The sequence below is a fragment of the Nonomuraea sp. B19D2 genome (assembly GCF_040137845.1).
Taxonomy (GTDB): Bacteria; Actinomycetota; Actinomycetes; order Streptosporangiales; family Streptosporangiaceae; genus Nonomuraea.
Window position 1 is genome coordinate 23,289 of sequence record NZ_JBEFAK010000038.1, and the last position, 14,793, is coordinate 38,081.

14 protein-coding genes are annotated in these 14,793 nt (G+C 72.0%); 11 read left to right on the plus strand and 3 right to left on the minus strand.

Translation table 11 applies throughout. The annotated features are described in order from the left end of the window. Nucleotides 1–4: 4 nt before the first annotated feature. The 3 genes from ABN273_RS44145 (at nucleotide 5) to ABN273_RS44155 (ending at nucleotide 2,033) form a co-directional block, all read left to right on the plus strand. Nucleotides 5–499, plus strand: coding sequence for a serine hydrolase domain-containing protein (locus ABN273_RS44145; protein WP_349455552.1), 495 nt, complete (start codon nucleotides 5–7; stop codon nucleotides 497–499). 33 nt (nucleotides 500–532) lie between these two features. Continuing rightward, nucleotides 533–1,177, plus strand: a complete 645-nt coding sequence (gene leuE, locus ABN273_RS44150) for a leucine efflux protein LeuE (RefSeq protein WP_349455553.1) — start codon at nucleotides 533–535, stop codon at nucleotides 1,175–1,177. Nucleotides 1,178–1,391: 214 nt separating this feature from the next. Beyond that, entirely contained in the window at nucleotides 1,392–2,033 is a 642-nt protein-coding gene (locus tag ABN273_RS44155; protein WP_349455554.1) for a VC0807 family protein, read from the plus strand. Here ABN273_RS44155 and ABN273_RS44160 read toward each other — a convergent pair. Together ABN273_RS44160 and ABN273_RS44165 are read right to left on the minus strand one after the other, a co-directional pair. Next, nucleotides 1,941–2,888 carry a DUF1700 domain-containing protein gene (locus ABN273_RS44160; RefSeq protein ID WP_349455555.1) on the minus strand — a complete coding sequence of 316 codons (948 nt, stop codon included), beginning with the start codon at nucleotides 2,886–2,888 and terminating at the stop codon, nucleotides 1,941–1,943. The genes ABN273_RS44155 and ABN273_RS44160 overlap by 93 nt on opposite strands. Further along, nucleotides 2,881–4,080, minus strand: coding sequence for a sensor histidine kinase (locus tag ABN273_RS44165; protein WP_349455556.1), 1,200 nt, complete (start codon nucleotides 4,078–4,080; stop codon nucleotides 2,881–2,883). Before ABN273_RS44165 ends, ABN273_RS44160 begins: the two co-directional genes overlap by 8 nt. A 391-nt stretch (nucleotides 4,081–4,471) precedes the next feature. On the opposite strand from ABN273_RS44165, the gene ABN273_RS44170 reads away from it, so the two are divergent. The 8 genes from ABN273_RS44170 to ABN273_RS44205 are packed head-to-tail and all read left to right on the plus strand — an operon-like array spanning nucleotide 4,472 to nucleotide 13,745. Further along, the gene (locus tag ABN273_RS44170) at nucleotides 4,472–5,089 is read left to right on the plus strand and encodes a DedA family protein (RefSeq protein WP_349455557.1); all 618 of its coding nucleotides are present in this window, start codon (nucleotides 4,472–4,474) and stop codon (nucleotides 5,087–5,089) included. A gap of 36 nt (nucleotides 5,090–5,125) precedes the next feature. Next, on the plus strand, nucleotides 5,126–5,947 hold the full coding sequence (locus ABN273_RS44175) for a DMT family transporter (protein WP_349455558.1): 822 nt from the start codon (nucleotides 5,126–5,128) through the stop codon (nucleotides 5,945–5,947). A gap of 18 nt (nucleotides 5,948–5,965) precedes the next feature. Beyond that, nucleotides 5,966–7,168, plus strand: a complete 1,203-nt coding sequence (locus ABN273_RS44180) for a glycosyltransferase (protein WP_349455559.1) — start codon at nucleotides 5,966–5,968, stop codon at nucleotides 7,166–7,168. Next, nucleotides 7,165–7,830 carry a DUF998 domain-containing protein gene (locus ABN273_RS44185; protein ID WP_349455560.1) on the plus strand — a complete coding sequence of 222 codons (666 nt, stop codon included), beginning with the start codon at nucleotides 7,165–7,167 and terminating at the stop codon, nucleotides 7,828–7,830. Before ABN273_RS44180 ends, ABN273_RS44185 begins: the two co-directional genes overlap by 4 nt. 51 nt (nucleotides 7,831–7,881) lie before the next feature. Further along, nucleotides 7,882–8,637 (plus strand): cytochrome P450, encoded by a 756-nt coding sequence (locus ABN273_RS44190; protein ID WP_349455561.1) that lies wholly within the window; start codon nucleotides 7,882–7,884, stop codon nucleotides 8,635–8,637. After that, nucleotides 8,634–9,383, plus strand: a complete 750-nt coding sequence (locus ABN273_RS44195) for an isocitrate lyase/PEP mutase family protein (protein ID WP_349455562.1) — start codon at nucleotides 8,634–8,636, stop codon at nucleotides 9,381–9,383. Before ABN273_RS44190 ends, ABN273_RS44195 begins: the two co-directional genes overlap by 4 nt. Nucleotides 9,384–9,390: 7 nt before the next feature. After that, nucleotides 9,391–12,210 (plus strand): ATP-binding protein, encoded by a 2,820-nt coding sequence (locus ABN273_RS44200; protein WP_349455563.1) that lies wholly within the window; start codon nucleotides 9,391–9,393, stop codon nucleotides 12,208–12,210. Between the two features lie 35 nt (nucleotides 12,211–12,245). Further along, nucleotides 12,246–13,745: a DHA2 family efflux MFS transporter permease subunit gene (locus ABN273_RS44205; RefSeq protein ID WP_349455564.1), complete on the plus strand. Its 1,500-nt coding sequence runs from the start codon at nucleotides 12,246–12,248 to the stop codon at nucleotides 13,743–13,745. A gap of 17 nt (nucleotides 13,746–13,762) precedes the next feature. Here ABN273_RS44205 and ABN273_RS44210 read toward each other — a convergent pair whose 3' ends face one another. Next, on the minus strand, nucleotides 13,763–14,677 hold the full coding sequence (locus ABN273_RS44210) for a serine hydrolase (RefSeq protein ID WP_349455565.1): 915 nt from the start codon (nucleotides 14,675–14,677) through the stop codon (nucleotides 13,763–13,765). Nucleotides 14,678–14,793 lie beyond the last annotated feature (116 nt).

Below are 14,793 nucleotides of genomic sequence, written 5' to 3' on the forward strand. Positions count from 1 at the left end.
GGAAATGAGCGTGCAGGGCACTTGTGATCCCCGCTTCTCCCAGGTCGCGGCGGAGTTCGAGAACAACCTCGCCACGCGCGGCGAAGTGGGCGCGTCGGTGTACGTGATCGTCGACGGCGAGGTCGTCGTCGACCTGTGGGGCGGGCAGGCGGCGCCCGGCGTCCCGTGGCGAAGCGACACCATCGGGCACGTCTGGTCGTGCACCAAGGGCGCGACCGCGCTCTGCGCCCACGTGCTGGCCTCGCGCGGCGAGCTCGACCTCGACGCGCCGGTCGCGCGCTACTGGCCCGAGTACGCCGCCGCCGGCAAGGGCGGGACGCTCGTCCGGCACCTGCTCACCCACCAGGCCGGCCTGCCCGCGCTGCGCGAGAAGCTGCCGCCGGGCGCGTTCTACGACTGGAACCCGCGCGGCCAGGCCCTGGTGGACGCGACGTACCGGGCGCTCGGCTATAAGCAGGTGTACGGGGGGATATGGTCCGCGCGGGGCGAGATATCGTGATGTGCGGTTAAGCCTTCCTCTGGAGCAAGCGGCATGTTCTTCGGTATCACGGACTTCTGGGCCTACGTCATCGGCGCGTTCCTGATCATTCTTCTCCCCGGCCCGAACTCCCTGTACGTCCTCAGCTTCGCCGCCCAGAACGGCGTCCGCCAGGGCTACCGGGCCGCGGCGGGCGTCTTCCTCGGCGACACCGTGCTGATGTTCCTGGCCGCCGCCGGCGCCGCCTCCCTGCTCCGCTCCAACCCGCTGCTCTTCACGATCGTCAAGTACGCGGGCGCCGGCTACCTGGCGTGGATCGGCTTCCAGATGATCAGGGGCGCCTGGCGGTCCAGGAGGTCGACCGAGGAGAAGCCGCAGGTCAAGATGGAGCGCCAGGCGCGCCCGTTCCGCAAGGCCCTGATGATCAGCCTGCTGAACCCGAAGGCCATCCTCTTCTTCGTCTCGTTCTTCATCCAGTTCGTGGACCCGTCGTACGCCGCCCCCGCGCTGTCGTTCCTCATCCTGGGCGCGGTCATCCAGGTGTTCAGCTTCCTCTACCTGACGGCGCTGATCTTCGGCGGCACCTTCCTGGCCAACCAGTTCCGCCGGCACAGGAAGCTCAGCGCCGGTCTGACCTCGGGCGTCGGCGCCCTGTTCCTCGGATTCGGTGCGAAGCTCGCCACCACGTCACTCGGCTGAAAGCCGGCCGAAAGGCCCTGCTGTTTTCGTGGGAACCAGATGGAACGCGTCAAAAGAGGCGGTCGCACCACCTCGCCTCGGGTACGGTAAGCCACCGGCGTGCTTCCCGGGACGCGGGTGCTGCCGTTCTGGTTACAGCGAGCGGTCCATCAGGAAAGCCTTGTCCCCCGAAGCCCGGGTAGACGCTGATCGTCGGCCTATCTGCGGAGCAGCCTTGAACCATCCCCCAGTCACCCTCCCACGCCTCACCGCACTCGCCCGGCAGGCGGCGCCGAAGCTGCTCGAAGGCGTCGTGGCGCCGCTGGTGGTGTTCTACCTGGCCATGATGGTCCTCGGATTCACGGGGGCGCTCGTCGCCACCGTCGCCTGGGTCTACCTCGGAGTGGCGTGGCGGCTGATCAGGCGGGTCAAGGTGCCCGCGACCATGTTCCTGGCCGCGTTCGTGATCACGATCCGCGCCCTCGTGTCGTTCTGGACGGGCACGTGGATGTGGTTCTTCATCCAGCCGGAGATGGGCACGATCTGCATCAGCATGGTGTTCCTCGCCTCGGTCCGGCTCAACAAGCCGCTCGTGCAGAAGCTCACGCTCGACTACATCCACCTGCCGTCGGCGGTGCTCAAGCACGAGCGGGTACGCAGGTTCTTCGCCAGGATCACGCTGCTGTGGGCCTTCGTGCTGCTGACGAACTCGACGTTGAGCATCGCCCTCGCGGTCCACGAGTCGCTGGCGGGCTCGCTCGGCACGTTCATGGTGCTGAGGACGTCAGCGGTGGCCGTGATCAGCGGTCTGGCGATCGCGTTCTCGATCTTCGCCTTCAAGCGCGTCCTGCACCGGCTGCACGTCGCTCATACGTGATCGCTCGGTCAGCAGGAACGCCCCGCACATCCCCATGACCAGCCCGGTCAGCATGCCGAACAGCTCCACCAGGTTCGCCGCGGACGCCCCGCCGGCGAGCGGCCCGCCGACCGACGTGACGATCATCGCGTAGAGCCCCCAGCCGAACAGCGAGCCGGAGCCCAGCCAGGCCACCACCAGCGGCCGCCAGAACGGGCCGCCCCCGCGCCGCCTGACCGCCAGGATGAGCGCGACGGCCCCGGCGATGCCCAGCAGTCCCTTGAAGCCTTCCAGGAAAACGCCCCCGGAGAGCCTGACCGCGCCGATCGGCAGGGTCACCAGCAGCGCGCCCCAGGCCACGACCGTCTGGAACGACCGGCTGGGGCTGGCGAAGGGGTGGTCCACCCGGGTGGTGAAGGCGTGCGGCCATCGGTCGCGCGAGTAGAGCGAGAAGGCCGTCATGAGCCCGACGCCCTGGCCGATGAACCCGCCGTAGACCATCATGTAGATCCACGGTTCGATGCTCCCGCCCTGGAACACCGACAGCCCATGGAGCAACACCATGATCGGCGCCGTGACGACCACCACCGACAGCAGGCCGGTGCCCACCCACAGCGGCAGCAGCACGAGCCAGGCGGGCAGCCGCAGCCCCCACCTCATGGTGAACGCCAGCGCCAGCACCAGCCCGACGACGTCCATGCCGAACGTCATCGCGTTGAGCCCGACCATCGACGAGTCCCTCATCAGCCCGGGATCGGTGACCCCGATCGAGCTGCCCGTCAGCCAGAGCACCTTCAGCGTGAGGTACGGCAGCATCGCGGCGACCGCGACGATCGCGGCGGTGACGCGCCCTATGCCCGCTCTCTGTTCATTCATGCTCCGAGCGTCGCGCGCCGGGCCGCCGGTTCCCTCCCGAGCCGCGGGGATCCTCATCCCCCGTCCGGGGGATGGTCACGTCCAGCTCGAAGCCGTCGCCGACCGGCCCGGCGGTCAGCGTGCCACCTGCGAGCCGTACGCGCTCGCGCAGCCCCGCCAGCCCCAGCCCGCCCGGCAGCGCGGTCGGCCGGGCCCGCGGCCGGTCGTTGCGCACGGTGACGCGGTCCGGCGCGACCCGCACCGCGACGGCCGACCCCGGCGCGTGCTTGGCCGCGTTCGTGAGCCCCTCCTGCACCACCGCGTGCGCCAGGGCGGGCACCGGTCCGGCCGCCAGATCCAGGGTGATCGGCATGCCGGAGTCCCTGGCCCGCCGCACGACCTCGGCCACGTCCTCGTCCGCGGGTGACAGCGGCGCCGCGTCGGAGTCCTCGCGCAGCAGCCCGATGATCTGGCGCAGCCGCTCCGTGGCGTCCGCCGCCGCCAGCCGCAGCTCCCCCGCCGCCTTGACGTGCGCCTGGTCCAGCCCGTGGGCCAGCTCGAGCCCCGCGGCCCTGACCGCGATCAGGGCCAGGTCGTGGCCGAGCGAGTCGTGCATGTCCCGCGCGATCCTGGCCCGTTCGCGCAGCCTCGCCTGCGCCTCGGCCGACAGCCTGGCCTGCGTGCGCTGCTGCAGCAGCTTCCGCCTGAGCAGCCCCAGCAGGTACGGCACCACGTACGTGCCCAGGAGCCCCGTCACCATGGACACCCACAGGGCGAGGTCGCCGCCCTGGCCGAGCACCACGCCCACGCCGACGACCGAGATCAGGCAGAAGGCGACCAACGCCGGCCGGATCGCGGCCAGGCGCCGTCCGGTGAGGTAGGCGTACCACATGATGAACGGCGAGGTGGCCAGCAGCGGGAGGATCTTCACGTTGCGCCTGGGCAGCAGCCAGCTCAGGTCCACGGTCGCGAACCCCTCGCTGAACCGCCACGGCCCCAGCGGCAGCAGCAGCACCAGCGCGGCCAGCGGCCAGCGACGGCCGACCAGCACCGCCACGGAGGCGAGCCCGATCCTGGGCACGGTCACCATGCCGAAGGCGGCCGGGTCCTTGACCGGGTCGGGGCCCATGGCCGCGACGAAGATGCCGAGCACGGCCCAGAGCAGCAGGTCGTAGACCACCTGGCGGCGGCTCTCCCGACGAAGACGTCTCACGGCACCGACGTTATCCGCCCCACGGACGCGGGGGTCCCGGCCGAAAGTCGGCAGGCGACCCTGACGAAAGTCAGGGTAGGGCCTCGTCCCCTGTCGCGGTGGGGTTAGCACCACCCCGAAAGCGCCTACCTCCACTCCTGTTTCCGCCTGCGGAAACAGGTTTGATCGATGGTGTCAGCCGGAGCTCGGAACCGGACCCCTGACGAAAGTCGGGGGTAGTGCGTGCCGATCGTCCGATGTGCCGTGACCTGCGGAGTTTCTACCTTCATGGGGTACCGGCCCTGAACTGCATAAGGGATGGGTCCGCGTTCGACCCGGGGCATCCCCGATGTCCCGGACCGTCCCACGCAGACACGCTGTGTGGGTGCCCTGACGATCGGAGTACACGCTCATGTCGCACGCCATTCTCGACCTGGTCCAGCAGGTGATGTCATCGCCCTGGTTATACGCCGCGCTGTTCGTCCTGGCGCTGCTCGACGGGTTCTTCCCCATCGTGCCCGCCGAGACCTCGGTGATCACCGCGGGGGTGTTCGCCGCGTCGGGCGAGACGAACCTGGGCCTGGTCATGCTGGTCGCGGCGCTGGGCGCGTTCGCGGGTGACCACACCTCCTACCTGATCGGCAACAAGTCGGCAGGCAGGCTGCGGAAGAAGAAGGCGTTCGTCTGGGCGCGCGACGCGCTGGCCGAGCGGGGCGGCCTCGTCCTGGTCGTGGCCAGGTACATCCCCGGCGGGCGCACCGCGACCACGCTGACCATGGGCGCCGTGCGGCATCCGCTGCGCTCGTTCACGTTCTTCGACGCGATCGCGGCCGGCTCGTGGGCGGTGTACTCCGGGCTGATCGGCTTCTTCGGCGGGATGGCGTTCGAGAACGACCCGATCAAGGGCCTGCTCCTCGGCCTGGGCATCGCGGTGTCCATCACCGCGGTCGTCGAGGTCGTGAGATGGCTCAGGAAGCGACGCGCCATCCAGCCTTCCCCGGAACGTCTTCCTGCGGACACGTCCGTTTGACCCTGCCTGGCAACCATCCGTCTGAAAGGAGTGCGCATGACTGTGCTGGCCGCGGCGATCGCCTTGGTCGGTTCGCTGTTCTTCGCGCTCGGAGCCGCACTCCAGCAGTTCGAGGCAGTCGAGTCGGCCAAGCCGGGGCTGCTGACCCTGCTGCGCCGGCCGCGCTGGGTGCTCGGCGGCGCCTCCATTCTGGCGGGTGGCGGCCTGCACATCGTCGCGCTGGGCCTCGGCCCGCTGACCATCGTCCAGCCGATGGGGGTGGCCAGCCTGCTGTTCGCCCTGCCCATCGCCGCCACGCTGCACGGCCGCAAGCCCGCACGCAAGGAGCTGGCGGCGGCGGGTGTGGTGGCGTCCGGGCTGGTCGGGCTCGTGCTGCTCGTCCCCGCGTCCGACGGTCCCACCTACCTCAGCCCGAGCGGGGTGCTCACGCTGCTCGGCGTGGCCGGCGTCGCGGCGGTCCTGCTGTGGGCCGGCTCGAAGGCGGTCTCGCCCGCGGGCCGGGCCGCGCTGCTGGCCACCAGCTCGGGCGTGCTGTACGGCGCCACGGCCACCCTCGTGCGCGTGCTGGTGGACGGCGCCTGGAACTGGTGGTACCTGCTCGCGCTGCCGGTGCCCGCCCTGCTGGCGCTGATGATGCTCCAGCGGGCCTACGCCGTCGGGCACTTCGGCGTCTCGTTCGCCTCTCTCCAGATCGCCGATCCCCTGACGGCGGTGGCGTTCGGCGCGCTGCTGCTCGGCGAGCCACTGCCGACCGGGATCGCGCCGGTCGCCGCCGCGGCCCTCACCGCGGCCGGCACCATCGCGCTGGCCCGGACCAGCCCGCTGGAAGCCCACCACAATTCCCCCACCCCCGTGTGAAAACGGAGTGTCACTGACATGGCCATGCCCCTGCGCTCGCTCCCCGAGACCGTCCCCGCTCCCGAGCGTCCCCGCCGCGTCCTGATCTCGACCGACACCTACCCGCCCGACGTGAACGGCGCCGCCTACTTCACCCACCGCCTGGCCACCGGCCTGGCCGCGCGCGGCAACGAGGTGCACGTGGTCTGCCAGTCGGACGCGGGCCCGCCCACCGCCGACGTGGTGGACGGCGTGATCGTGCACCGGCTGCGCTCCGCCCCGATCGTCGTCCACCCCACCATGCGTTTCACCGTGCCGACCAGGCTCGACCGGCTGATCGCGGGCATCCAGCCCGACGTCCTGCACACCCAGGGCCACTTCGTGGTCGGCAGGGCGGCCATGGCCGCCGCCCGTCGTGCCGGGGTGCCCGTCGTGGCCACCAACCACTTCATGCCCGACAACCTCTTCCAGTTCTGCCACATCCCCGACCGGCTGCGGGCCAAGGCCGGCCGGCTGGCCTGGCGCGACTTCAGCCGGATCTTCAACCGGGCCGACCACGTCACCACCCCGACGCCGCTGGCCGCCAAGCTGCTGGCCGACCAGGGCTTCGCCCGCGAGGTGGAGGCGGTCTCCTGCGGGATCGACCTGGCCAGGTTCCACCCGCGCGCCGAGCCCAAGGCATGGGCGCGCAAGCTGTTCGACCTGCCCGACCGGCCCACCGTCCTGTTCGTCGGCCGGCTGGACGAGGAGAAGCGCCTGGACGAGCTCGTACGCGCGCTGCCGCTCGTGCTGAACGAGACCGACGCGCAGGTGGCGTTCGTCGGCAAGGGGAACCAACGGGCGGAGCTGGAGAGGCTGGCCAAGCGCATCGGCGTGAGTGAGCGGGTGTTCTTCCTGGGGTTCGTGCCCGACGAGATCATGCCTCAGGCGTTCGCCGCCGCCGACGTGTTCGCCATGCCGGGCATCGCCGAGCTGCAGAGCATCGCCACGCTTGAGGCCATGGCCTCGGGCCTGCCCGTGGTGGCCGCCGACGCCATGGCGCTGCCGCACCTGGTGGACGACAACGGCTACCTGTTCCAGCCGGGCGACGTGGTCGGGCTCGCCAGGCACCTGACGGCCATTCTTTCGGACGACGGCCTGCGGGCCAGATTCGGCAAGGCCAGCAGGGAACTGGCCCTCACCCACGACCATCAGTCGTCGCTCGCCCGGTTCGAGCAAATCTACGATGAGGTGACTCGATGATCACACGCCAGAGCGCCCTGGGCGCCATCGCCGGCACGGCGGTCTCCGCGGGCGCGCTGACGTACGCGCAGGTCGCCCTGCCCACGCAGACGTTACTCAGCGACTACGCGCTGGTCTCCGGCGGGCTCGTGCCCGTGCTGATCGGGATGCTCGCACTGGCGGGGGCATGCCTGTCTCTCGCGTACGGCCTCGCGGCCGGCGACCCTGGGCGCACCGCGGCCACCCGGGTGCTGCTGCTGGCCGGGGCGGCGGGGCTGATGATGAGCGCCATCTTCCCCACGGACCCTTCGGCGGTCGGCTCGACCACCGGCGAGATCCACCGGTGGTCGGCGGCCGTCGTGTTCACCTCGCTGCCGGTCGCCGGCTGGGCGCTGGCCAGGGGCCGGGCCGCGGCACCACGATGGAACGCGGTCCGGGCCATGAGCGTGACCTCCGCGGCCACGCTGGCCGTCTATCTGGCGGCGCACCCCGCCTCCATCACCTCGACGCTGATCGGCGGCTCGGCCTACTACGGGCTGCTGGAGCGGGGCGTGGTGCTGGCCGAGATGGCGCTGCTGACGGCCATGGCACTGGCGTCCGCCGGAAGGCGACCCGCCGTCCAGACCCCGGCCGCCCCGGCCGAGCCCCAGCGCTCCGAGCGCTCCGAACGGCTGGCGGCCTGATGCCCGCATCCTTCGACCGGCGACGAAATTACCCCGTTCTAGCGTGGAACCATGCTCATCACACGCCACGCAGATGCCGAAGCGGTGCTCGCCGACCCGAGGTATGTGCCCCCTCCCGTACGCCAGGACGCCGCGGAGGGCACGCTGGCCTGGCTCCGCGCCCAGGTGTCGCGCTTCAGCACCGGCCAGACGCACGCCGGGCGGCGCCACCTGCTGGTCGAGCGGCTGGCCGCGCTTGACCCCGCCGAACTGAGACCGGCGGCCAGGGCCATGACCCTGGAACGGGACGGCGACTGGCGGGGCGTGCCCACGGCCGTGCTCGGCGCCGCGCTGGGCGTCAAGGACACGAGCGCGGTGGCGGCCGCCGCGGCCGGCTACCTGTCCGGCGAGGAGAGCCCGGAGGCCGACGCCGCCGTCGCCGAACTGCTCGAGCTGGCCGGCATCCCCGAGATCACGCTGCTGCTGCAGGGGCACGCCGCCACGGAGGCGCTCATCGAGAACACGCTCAGGCATGCCGAACCCGGCGACGACGTCGAGGCCCTGCTGCACGAGACGCTCAGGCAGGACCCGCCGCTCAAGGCCACCCGCAGGCTCGACACGCGGACCGGCGGCGAGGTGACGATCGACCTGGTGTCGGCCAACCGCGACCCGGACGTGTTCGCCGACCCCATCAGATTCGACCCCTCGCGCGGCCGTGCTCCCCATCTGACCTTCGGTCACGGCGTGCGCCCCTGCCCCGCGCCCGCCCACGCGCTCGCGCTGGCCGCGGGCGTGCTCGAAGCCCTGCTCCACGGGAGCCGCTCATGAACTTCCACGACCTGCACCGCCCAGGAGATCCGCTGCTGCTGCCGAACGCCTGGGACTACGGCTCCGCCGCCGTCCTGGCCGCGCACGGCTTCCCGGCGATCGGCACGACCAGCCTCGGCGTGGCCGCCGCGTACGGCAGGCCGGACGGGGCCGGCGCGACCAAGGCGGAGACGATCGAGCTGGTCGAAGCCGTCAACGACCTGGGCGTCATGGTCACCGTGGACATCGAGGGCGGGTTCAGCGACGACCCCGCCGAGGTGTCCGACCTGGTCGCGAGCCTGGCCGCGCTCGGTGCCGTCGGCGTCAACCTGGAGGACGGCCGCCCCGACGGCACGCTGCGCCCGATCGAGCTGCACCAGCGGATCATCGAGGCGGCCAAGGGACATGGGGTGTTCGTCAACGCCCGCACGGACACGTACTGGCTGAAGACCGGTGACGACACCCTGGAGAGGGTGGCCGCCTACGGGAACGCCGACGGGATCTTCGTGCCAGGGCTGACCGACCTGAAGGAGATCGCCGAGGTGGCGGCCGGCACGCCGCTGCCGCTCAACGTCCTCTACCAGCCGGGCGGCCCCAGCCTCGCCCAGCTCGCCGAGGCCGGCGTGGCCAGGGTGAGCACCGGGTCGCTCCTGTACCGGGCCGCGCTCGGCGAGGCGGTCGCGACAGCGCTCGCCGCCCTGGGGAAGCAGGCACCTCCGCTGCCGACGTACGCGGAGATCTCCGCCCTGCTGCCGCGGCCACGATAATCGAGGCATGCGCTTCCAGATCCTCGGGCCCACGACCGTGCTGGGCGAGGACGGCGAGCCGGTCACGCTCGGCGGTCCCCGGGTGCGGGCGCTGCTGACCCTGCTCGCCCTGCACGCCGGCCGCATCGTCGGCGGCGAGCAGCTCGTGGCCGGCATGTACGGCCCCAGGCCGCCGGAGGGCGTGGCCAACGCGCTGCAGTCGCAGGTGTCCAGGCTGCGCAGGGCACTGGGCAGGGACCTGGTGGAGTTCCACCCGGCCGGATACCGGCTGGTGGCCGACCCTCAGGAGGTCGACGCGCGCAGGTTCGAGCTGCTCGCGCAGGCGGGCAGGCAGTCCCTCGCCGGCGGCGACCCCGGCCGGGCGGCCACGCTGCTGCGGGAGGCGCTCGACCTGTGGCGGGGCGCGCCGCTCGCCGACGCCCCGCACGCCGAGTCCGCCGCGACGGCGCTGGAGGAGTTACGGCTGACCGCCACAGAGGACCGCGTGCAGGCGGACCTCGACCTGGGCGGGCACCGCGAGCTCGTCGCCGAGCTGCGCCAGCTCACGGCCGCCCACCCGCTGCGGGAGCGGCTGCGGGCCCAGCTCATGCGCGCCCTCTACGGCAGCGGACGCCAGGCTGAGGCGCTGATCGTCTACGACGAGGCCAGGAAGACCCTGGACGAGGAGCTGGGCGTCGAACCCGGGGCCGAGCTGGCCGCCGCCCACCTGGCCGTGCTGAGGGCCGACCCGGCGCTCGGCGCCCCTGACGCCCCCGCGCCCGCGCAGCGGCGGGGACTGCGCGCCCAGCTCACCAGCTTCGTGGGCAGGGACGAGGAGATCGAGCAAGTGGGCGCCAGGCTGCGGGCCAACCGGCTGGTCACGCTGATCGGCCCCGGCGGCGCCGGCAAGACCCGGCTCGCGGCCGAGGCGGCGGAGCGGGCCACCGGCGACGTGTGCTTCGTGCCGCTCGCGCCCGTCTCCGACGGCGGCGACGTGCCGAGGGCCGTGCTGGCCGCGCTCGACATCCGCGACACCCTCATCTACGGCCCCGAGCGGCCCGCCGTCGACCCGGTGACGAGGCTGGTCACCGCGCTGGCCGACCGCAGGCTCCTGCTGATCCTGGACAACTGCGAGCATCTCGTCGCGGCCACGGCCGAGCTGGCGGACGCGCTGCTGGCCGCCTGCCCCGGGCTGCGCGTGCTGGTGACCGGGCGCGAGGCGCTCGACATCACCGGCGAGTCGATCCTGCCCGTGGCGCCGCTGCGGCTGCCGCCGCCGGAGGCGGGCAACCCGTTGGACTATCCGGCGGTCCGGCTGTTCGCCGACCGCGCCGCCGCCGTCCGGCCGGGGTTCGCCGTGGAGGCGGGCAACGCCGCCCAGGTCGTCCGCATCTGCCGGGCGCTCGACGGGCTGCCGCTGGCCATCGAGCTGGCCGCGGCGCGGCTGCGTACCTTGTCGGTGTCCGACGTGGCGGCGCGGCTCGACGACCGGTTCAGGTTGCTGACCCGCGGCAGCCGTACGGCGCTGCCCCGGCACCAGACGCTGCACGCGGTCGTCGCGTGGAGCTGGGACCTGCTCGACGAGAGCGAGCAGCGGCTGGCCAGGAGGCTCTCCGTCTTCCTGGGCGGCGCGCGGCCCGAGGCGGCCGAGCAGGTGTGCGGGCTGCCGGAGGAGGTGCTGTTCTCGCTGGCGGAGAAGTCGCTGGTGGAGTTCGTGGACGGCCGTTTCCGGATGCTGGAGACGATCAGGGCGTTCTGCGCGGAGCGGCTGGCGGAGTCCGGAGAGGTCGAGCCGGTCTGCGAGGCGCACGCCGGCTACTACCTCGACCTGGTTACGACGGCCGACCCGAGGCTGCGCACCGGCGAGCAGCTGGAGTGGCTGGCCCGGCTCGACGAGGAGGGCGACGACCTCAACGCCGCGGTGCGCTGGGCGACCGAGTCGGGCCGGCTGGAGACGGGGCTGCTGCTGCTGGCCCGCAGCGCCTGCTACTGGTGGATGCGCGGCCACCGCGTGACCAGCGCGAACCTGGCCGCCGCGCTGCTGGCCGAGCTCGGCACCCGGCGCCCACCCGGCATGGATGAGGAGTACATCATGTGTGTGCTCATCACGGCCTGGGCCGGCGGCGTCGACGAGGGGCTACGCGGGCAGCTGGTGGAGGCGCGGCAGTCGCTGCCGGTGGACTTCCTGCCGTCGCGGGTGGAGTTCCTGATGATGCTGCTGTCGGCGTTCACGGGGCCTCCCGGCGACTTCGACGAGATCTTCGCGCTGCTCCTGGAGCACATCGATCGGCTCCCGCCCTGGCAGCAGGCCCTGTCCTACAGCGGCGCGGGGTTCGTGCTGCAGCAGGTCGGCCGCCTCGATGAGGCGCAGGCCCACTTCGAGCTGGCCCTGGCCGGGTTCAAGGCGATCGGGGAGCGGTGGGGCACCGTGCTGGTGCTGTCCGGGCTGTGCGCCCTGTACCAGGAGCAGCGCGACTTCACGACCGCGTACGCGCTAGCCGACGAGGCGCTCGCGGTGGCCAGGGAGCTGGACGCCAAGTCGGAGATCGCCGAGGGTCTGTGCCGGCGGGGCGACGTCCTGCTCGAACTGGCCGACGCGGCGGGAGCGCGGGCCGACTACACGCGCGCGGCCGAGGTGGCGCGCAGGAACGGCTCCATGGAGAACCTGGCGTGGGCGCACCTCGGCCTGGGCGAGGTGGCGCTGTTCCAGGGCGAGCTGGACGAGGCCCGTGCCCTGCTCACTCAGGCGCGCGACGAGGTCCCGGCCGACTGGTACAGCGCCGAGGAGACCCGCGCCCGCATCGCCGCCGCGCTGGCGAAGGTCAGCCCGCCGGTCAGCGAGCGGTAGGCAGGCCGTCAGCCGCCCTCACGAGAGTGGGCGGCATGAACAACAAATGGTCCTGCCTGGCCATCGCCTGCCTGGCCACCTTGCTGCTCTCGCTCGACCTCACGGTCCTGCACCTGGCCCTGCCCCGGCTGGTGACCGACCTCGGCGCGAACTCCACGCAGCTGCTCTGGATCGGCGACATGTACGGCTTCGCGCTGGCCGGCCTGCTCGTCACCATGGGCAACCTCGGCGACCGCATCGGCCGCAAGCGCCTGCTGCTGATCGGCGCGGCCGCGTTCGGCGCCGCCTCGCTGGTGACCGCGTACGCGCCCAACGCCGAGCTGCTGATCGCGGCCAGGGCGCTGCTCGGCGTGGCGGGGGCGACGATCATGCCGTCCACCTTGTCGATCGTCCGGAACGTGTTCACCGAGCCGGGCGAGCGGACCGCGGCCATCGGCATCTGGAGCGGCATGAGCGCCGCCGGTTTCGCCGTGGGGCCGGTCGTCGGCGGGCTGCTGCTCGACCGTTTCTGGTGGGGCTCGGTCTTCCTGATCAACGTGCCGATCATGCTGCTGGTGATCGTCGGCGGGATCCTCGTGCTGCCCGAGTCGCGCAACCCCCATGCGGGCCGGATCGACCTGGTCAGCGTGGCACTGTCGTTCGCCGGAGTGGTGACGGCCGTCTACGCGGTCAAGGAGGCGGCGCACAAGGGTGTGGAGCACGCCGACGTGCTCGCGGCGGGCGTGGCCGGGGTGCTGCTGCTGGGTCTGTTCGTGTGGCGGCAGGCGCGGCTCGCCGAGCCGCTGATCGACGTGCGGCTCTTCACGCGGAGGGCGTTCAGCGCGTCCATCGTCACGAACCTGCTGGCGATCTTCACGATGTCGGCCATGATGTTGATGTTCGGCTGGTACCTGCAGCTCGTGCTGGGCTGGACGCCGCTCCAGGCCGGCCTCGCGCAGCTGCCCGGCGGGCTGAGCGGCGCGGTGGGCGGCGTCCTGGCCGCGAAGCTGATCCGCCACCTCGGCAGGAACGGCGTGGTCGCGCTCGGCCTGGCCATGAACGCGGGCGCGTTCCTGTACTACTCCACGCTCGGCCCGTCGCTGAACTACCTCGCGCTGCTGCCCGTCATGCTCATCGGCGGCCTCGGCATCGGGTTCACGTTCACCGTCAACAACGACAACGTGCTGGCCACCACGCCCAGGGAAAGGGCCGGGGCGGCGGCCGCGGTGTCGGAGACGGCGTTCGAGCTGGGCGGGGCGCTCGGCATCGCGATCCTGGGCACGGTGCTGAACTCCGCGTACCGGGCCGGCCTGGACGACACAGTGGGGCAAGCCGGGGCGCGGGAGTCGATCGCCGGGGCGATGCGCGCGGCGGAGGCGCTGCCCGCCGAGGAGGCAGGCAGGCTCGTGCGGGCGGCTCGGGCGGCCTTCATCGAGGGGCTGCACCTGACCTCGCTGGTCACGGCGGGGCTGCTGGCCGTCGTCGCGCTGGTGGCGCTGGTGGGGCTGCGTGGCGTGCCGAAGGTCATCCCGGAGGAGACGCTGACCAGGGCGTAGTCACCAGCGGGGGGTATTCAGGCGATGGGTTTGGTCGGGCAGGGGCGGGTGATGGTCGGGGAGAGGGTGTCGAGGCGGGCGCCGATCAGGTGGGCCACGCCCTCGATGGTCTCGATGCCCGCCCCCTCCCCCGGCTGGTGGTCGGTCTGGACCGACAGCAGCAGGTCGCGGCCCGGCCCCACGATCCGGCCGTAGCTCGTGACGGCCCACGACGCGTTGCCGACGAACGGGCGCGGCGTCCAGCCGTTCTTCAGCGCCACCCGGTCCCCGGGCCGGGCCGCGGCGCTGACGCCCCACGACTGGTCCTTCTGGACCCGGGACATCAGGTCCAGCACCAGTCTCCGGTCGGGCGCGGTCAGGCCCCTGCCGCCCTTGACCAGGACCTTCATGAGGCGGATGCGGTCTGCGGGGCTGGTGGTGGTGCCGCCCCAGTAGATGCCGGGGCCCGGCGTGGTCTCCCGGAGCCCCACCCTGTTGTAGAAATCGCTCATCGAGCCGCCGACCCGCGACCACAGGGCGTCCGCCGCGCTGTTGTCGCTCTCTGTGATCATGCGGGCTGCCAGGTCGTGTTCTTCCTCGTCCAGCTCACCGGTGCCGCGGAGCAGGAGCGCGGCGAGGATGTCCACCTTGGCGCCGCTGGCGGTGATGATGTCGTGCGCGTGCTCTCCCTCCCCGAACGACACCCCGGTGACCAGGTCAAGCGCGCCGTAAACGATGCGGCCGGGGCGCTTGCTCACGTACCGGGAAATGTCGCGTTCGAGGCGGACGCGGGCCGCGGCGGCGGCGCGCGGGTCGGGGAATTTCATGACGCAGCGGGACACCTTGATCGGGGCTTTCACCGCCACGGGCGCAACCGGTCCCCGCGCGCTCCCGCACCCCACCGCCAGCACCGGCACCAGTATCGACCAGGCCGCCATCCACTTCGCACGCACGCGCCACCCCCGGTGATCTCATCGGGGGTCACCAGGAGCATGCTCCGCGAGGCGGCGCGGCCCGCCATGACACGCGCTTTCCTGGTCAGGCTTTCAGCGCGACCTTGCGGAGCCGC

What these genes read in the sequence shown, in the direction of transcription:
- ABN273_RS44145 (WP_349455552.1), top strand. Translation starts at nt 5, where the DNA reads ATGAGCGTGCAGGGCACTTGTGATCCCCGCTTCTCCCAGGTCGCGGCG.
- leuE (WP_349455553.1), top strand. Translation starts at nt 533, where the DNA reads ATGTTCTTCGGTATCACGGACTTCTGGGCCTACGTCATCGGCGCGTTC.
- ABN273_RS44160 (WP_349455555.1), bottom strand. Translation starts at nt 2,888, where the DNA reads ATGAATGAACAGAGAGCGGGCATAGGGCGCGTCACCGCCGCGATCGTC.
- ABN273_RS44170 (WP_349455557.1), top strand. Translation starts at nt 4,472, where the DNA reads ATGTCGCACGCCATTCTCGACCTGGTCCAGCAGGTGATGTCATCGCCC.
- ABN273_RS44175 (WP_349455558.1), top strand. Translation starts at nt 5,126, where the DNA reads ATGACTGTGCTGGCCGCGGCGATCGCCTTGGTCGGTTCGCTGTTCTTC.
- ABN273_RS44180 (WP_349455559.1), top strand. Translation starts at nt 5,966, where the DNA reads ATGGCCATGCCCCTGCGCTCGCTCCCCGAGACCGTCCCCGCTCCCGAG.
- ABN273_RS44185 (WP_349455560.1), top strand. Translation starts at nt 7,165, where the DNA reads ATGATCACACGCCAGAGCGCCCTGGGCGCCATCGCCGGCACGGCGGTC.
- ABN273_RS44190 (WP_349455561.1), top strand. Translation starts at nt 7,882, where the DNA reads ATGCTCATCACACGCCACGCAGATGCCGAAGCGGTGCTCGCCGACCCG.
- ABN273_RS44195 (WP_349455562.1), top strand. Translation starts at nt 8,634, where the DNA reads ATGAACTTCCACGACCTGCACCGCCCAGGAGATCCGCTGCTGCTGCCG.
- ABN273_RS44200 (WP_349455563.1), top strand. Translation starts at nt 9,391, where the DNA reads ATGCGCTTCCAGATCCTCGGGCCCACGACCGTGCTGGGCGAGGACGGC.
- ABN273_RS44205 (WP_349455564.1), top strand. Translation starts at nt 12,246, where the DNA reads ATGAACAACAAATGGTCCTGCCTGGCCATCGCCTGCCTGGCCACCTTG.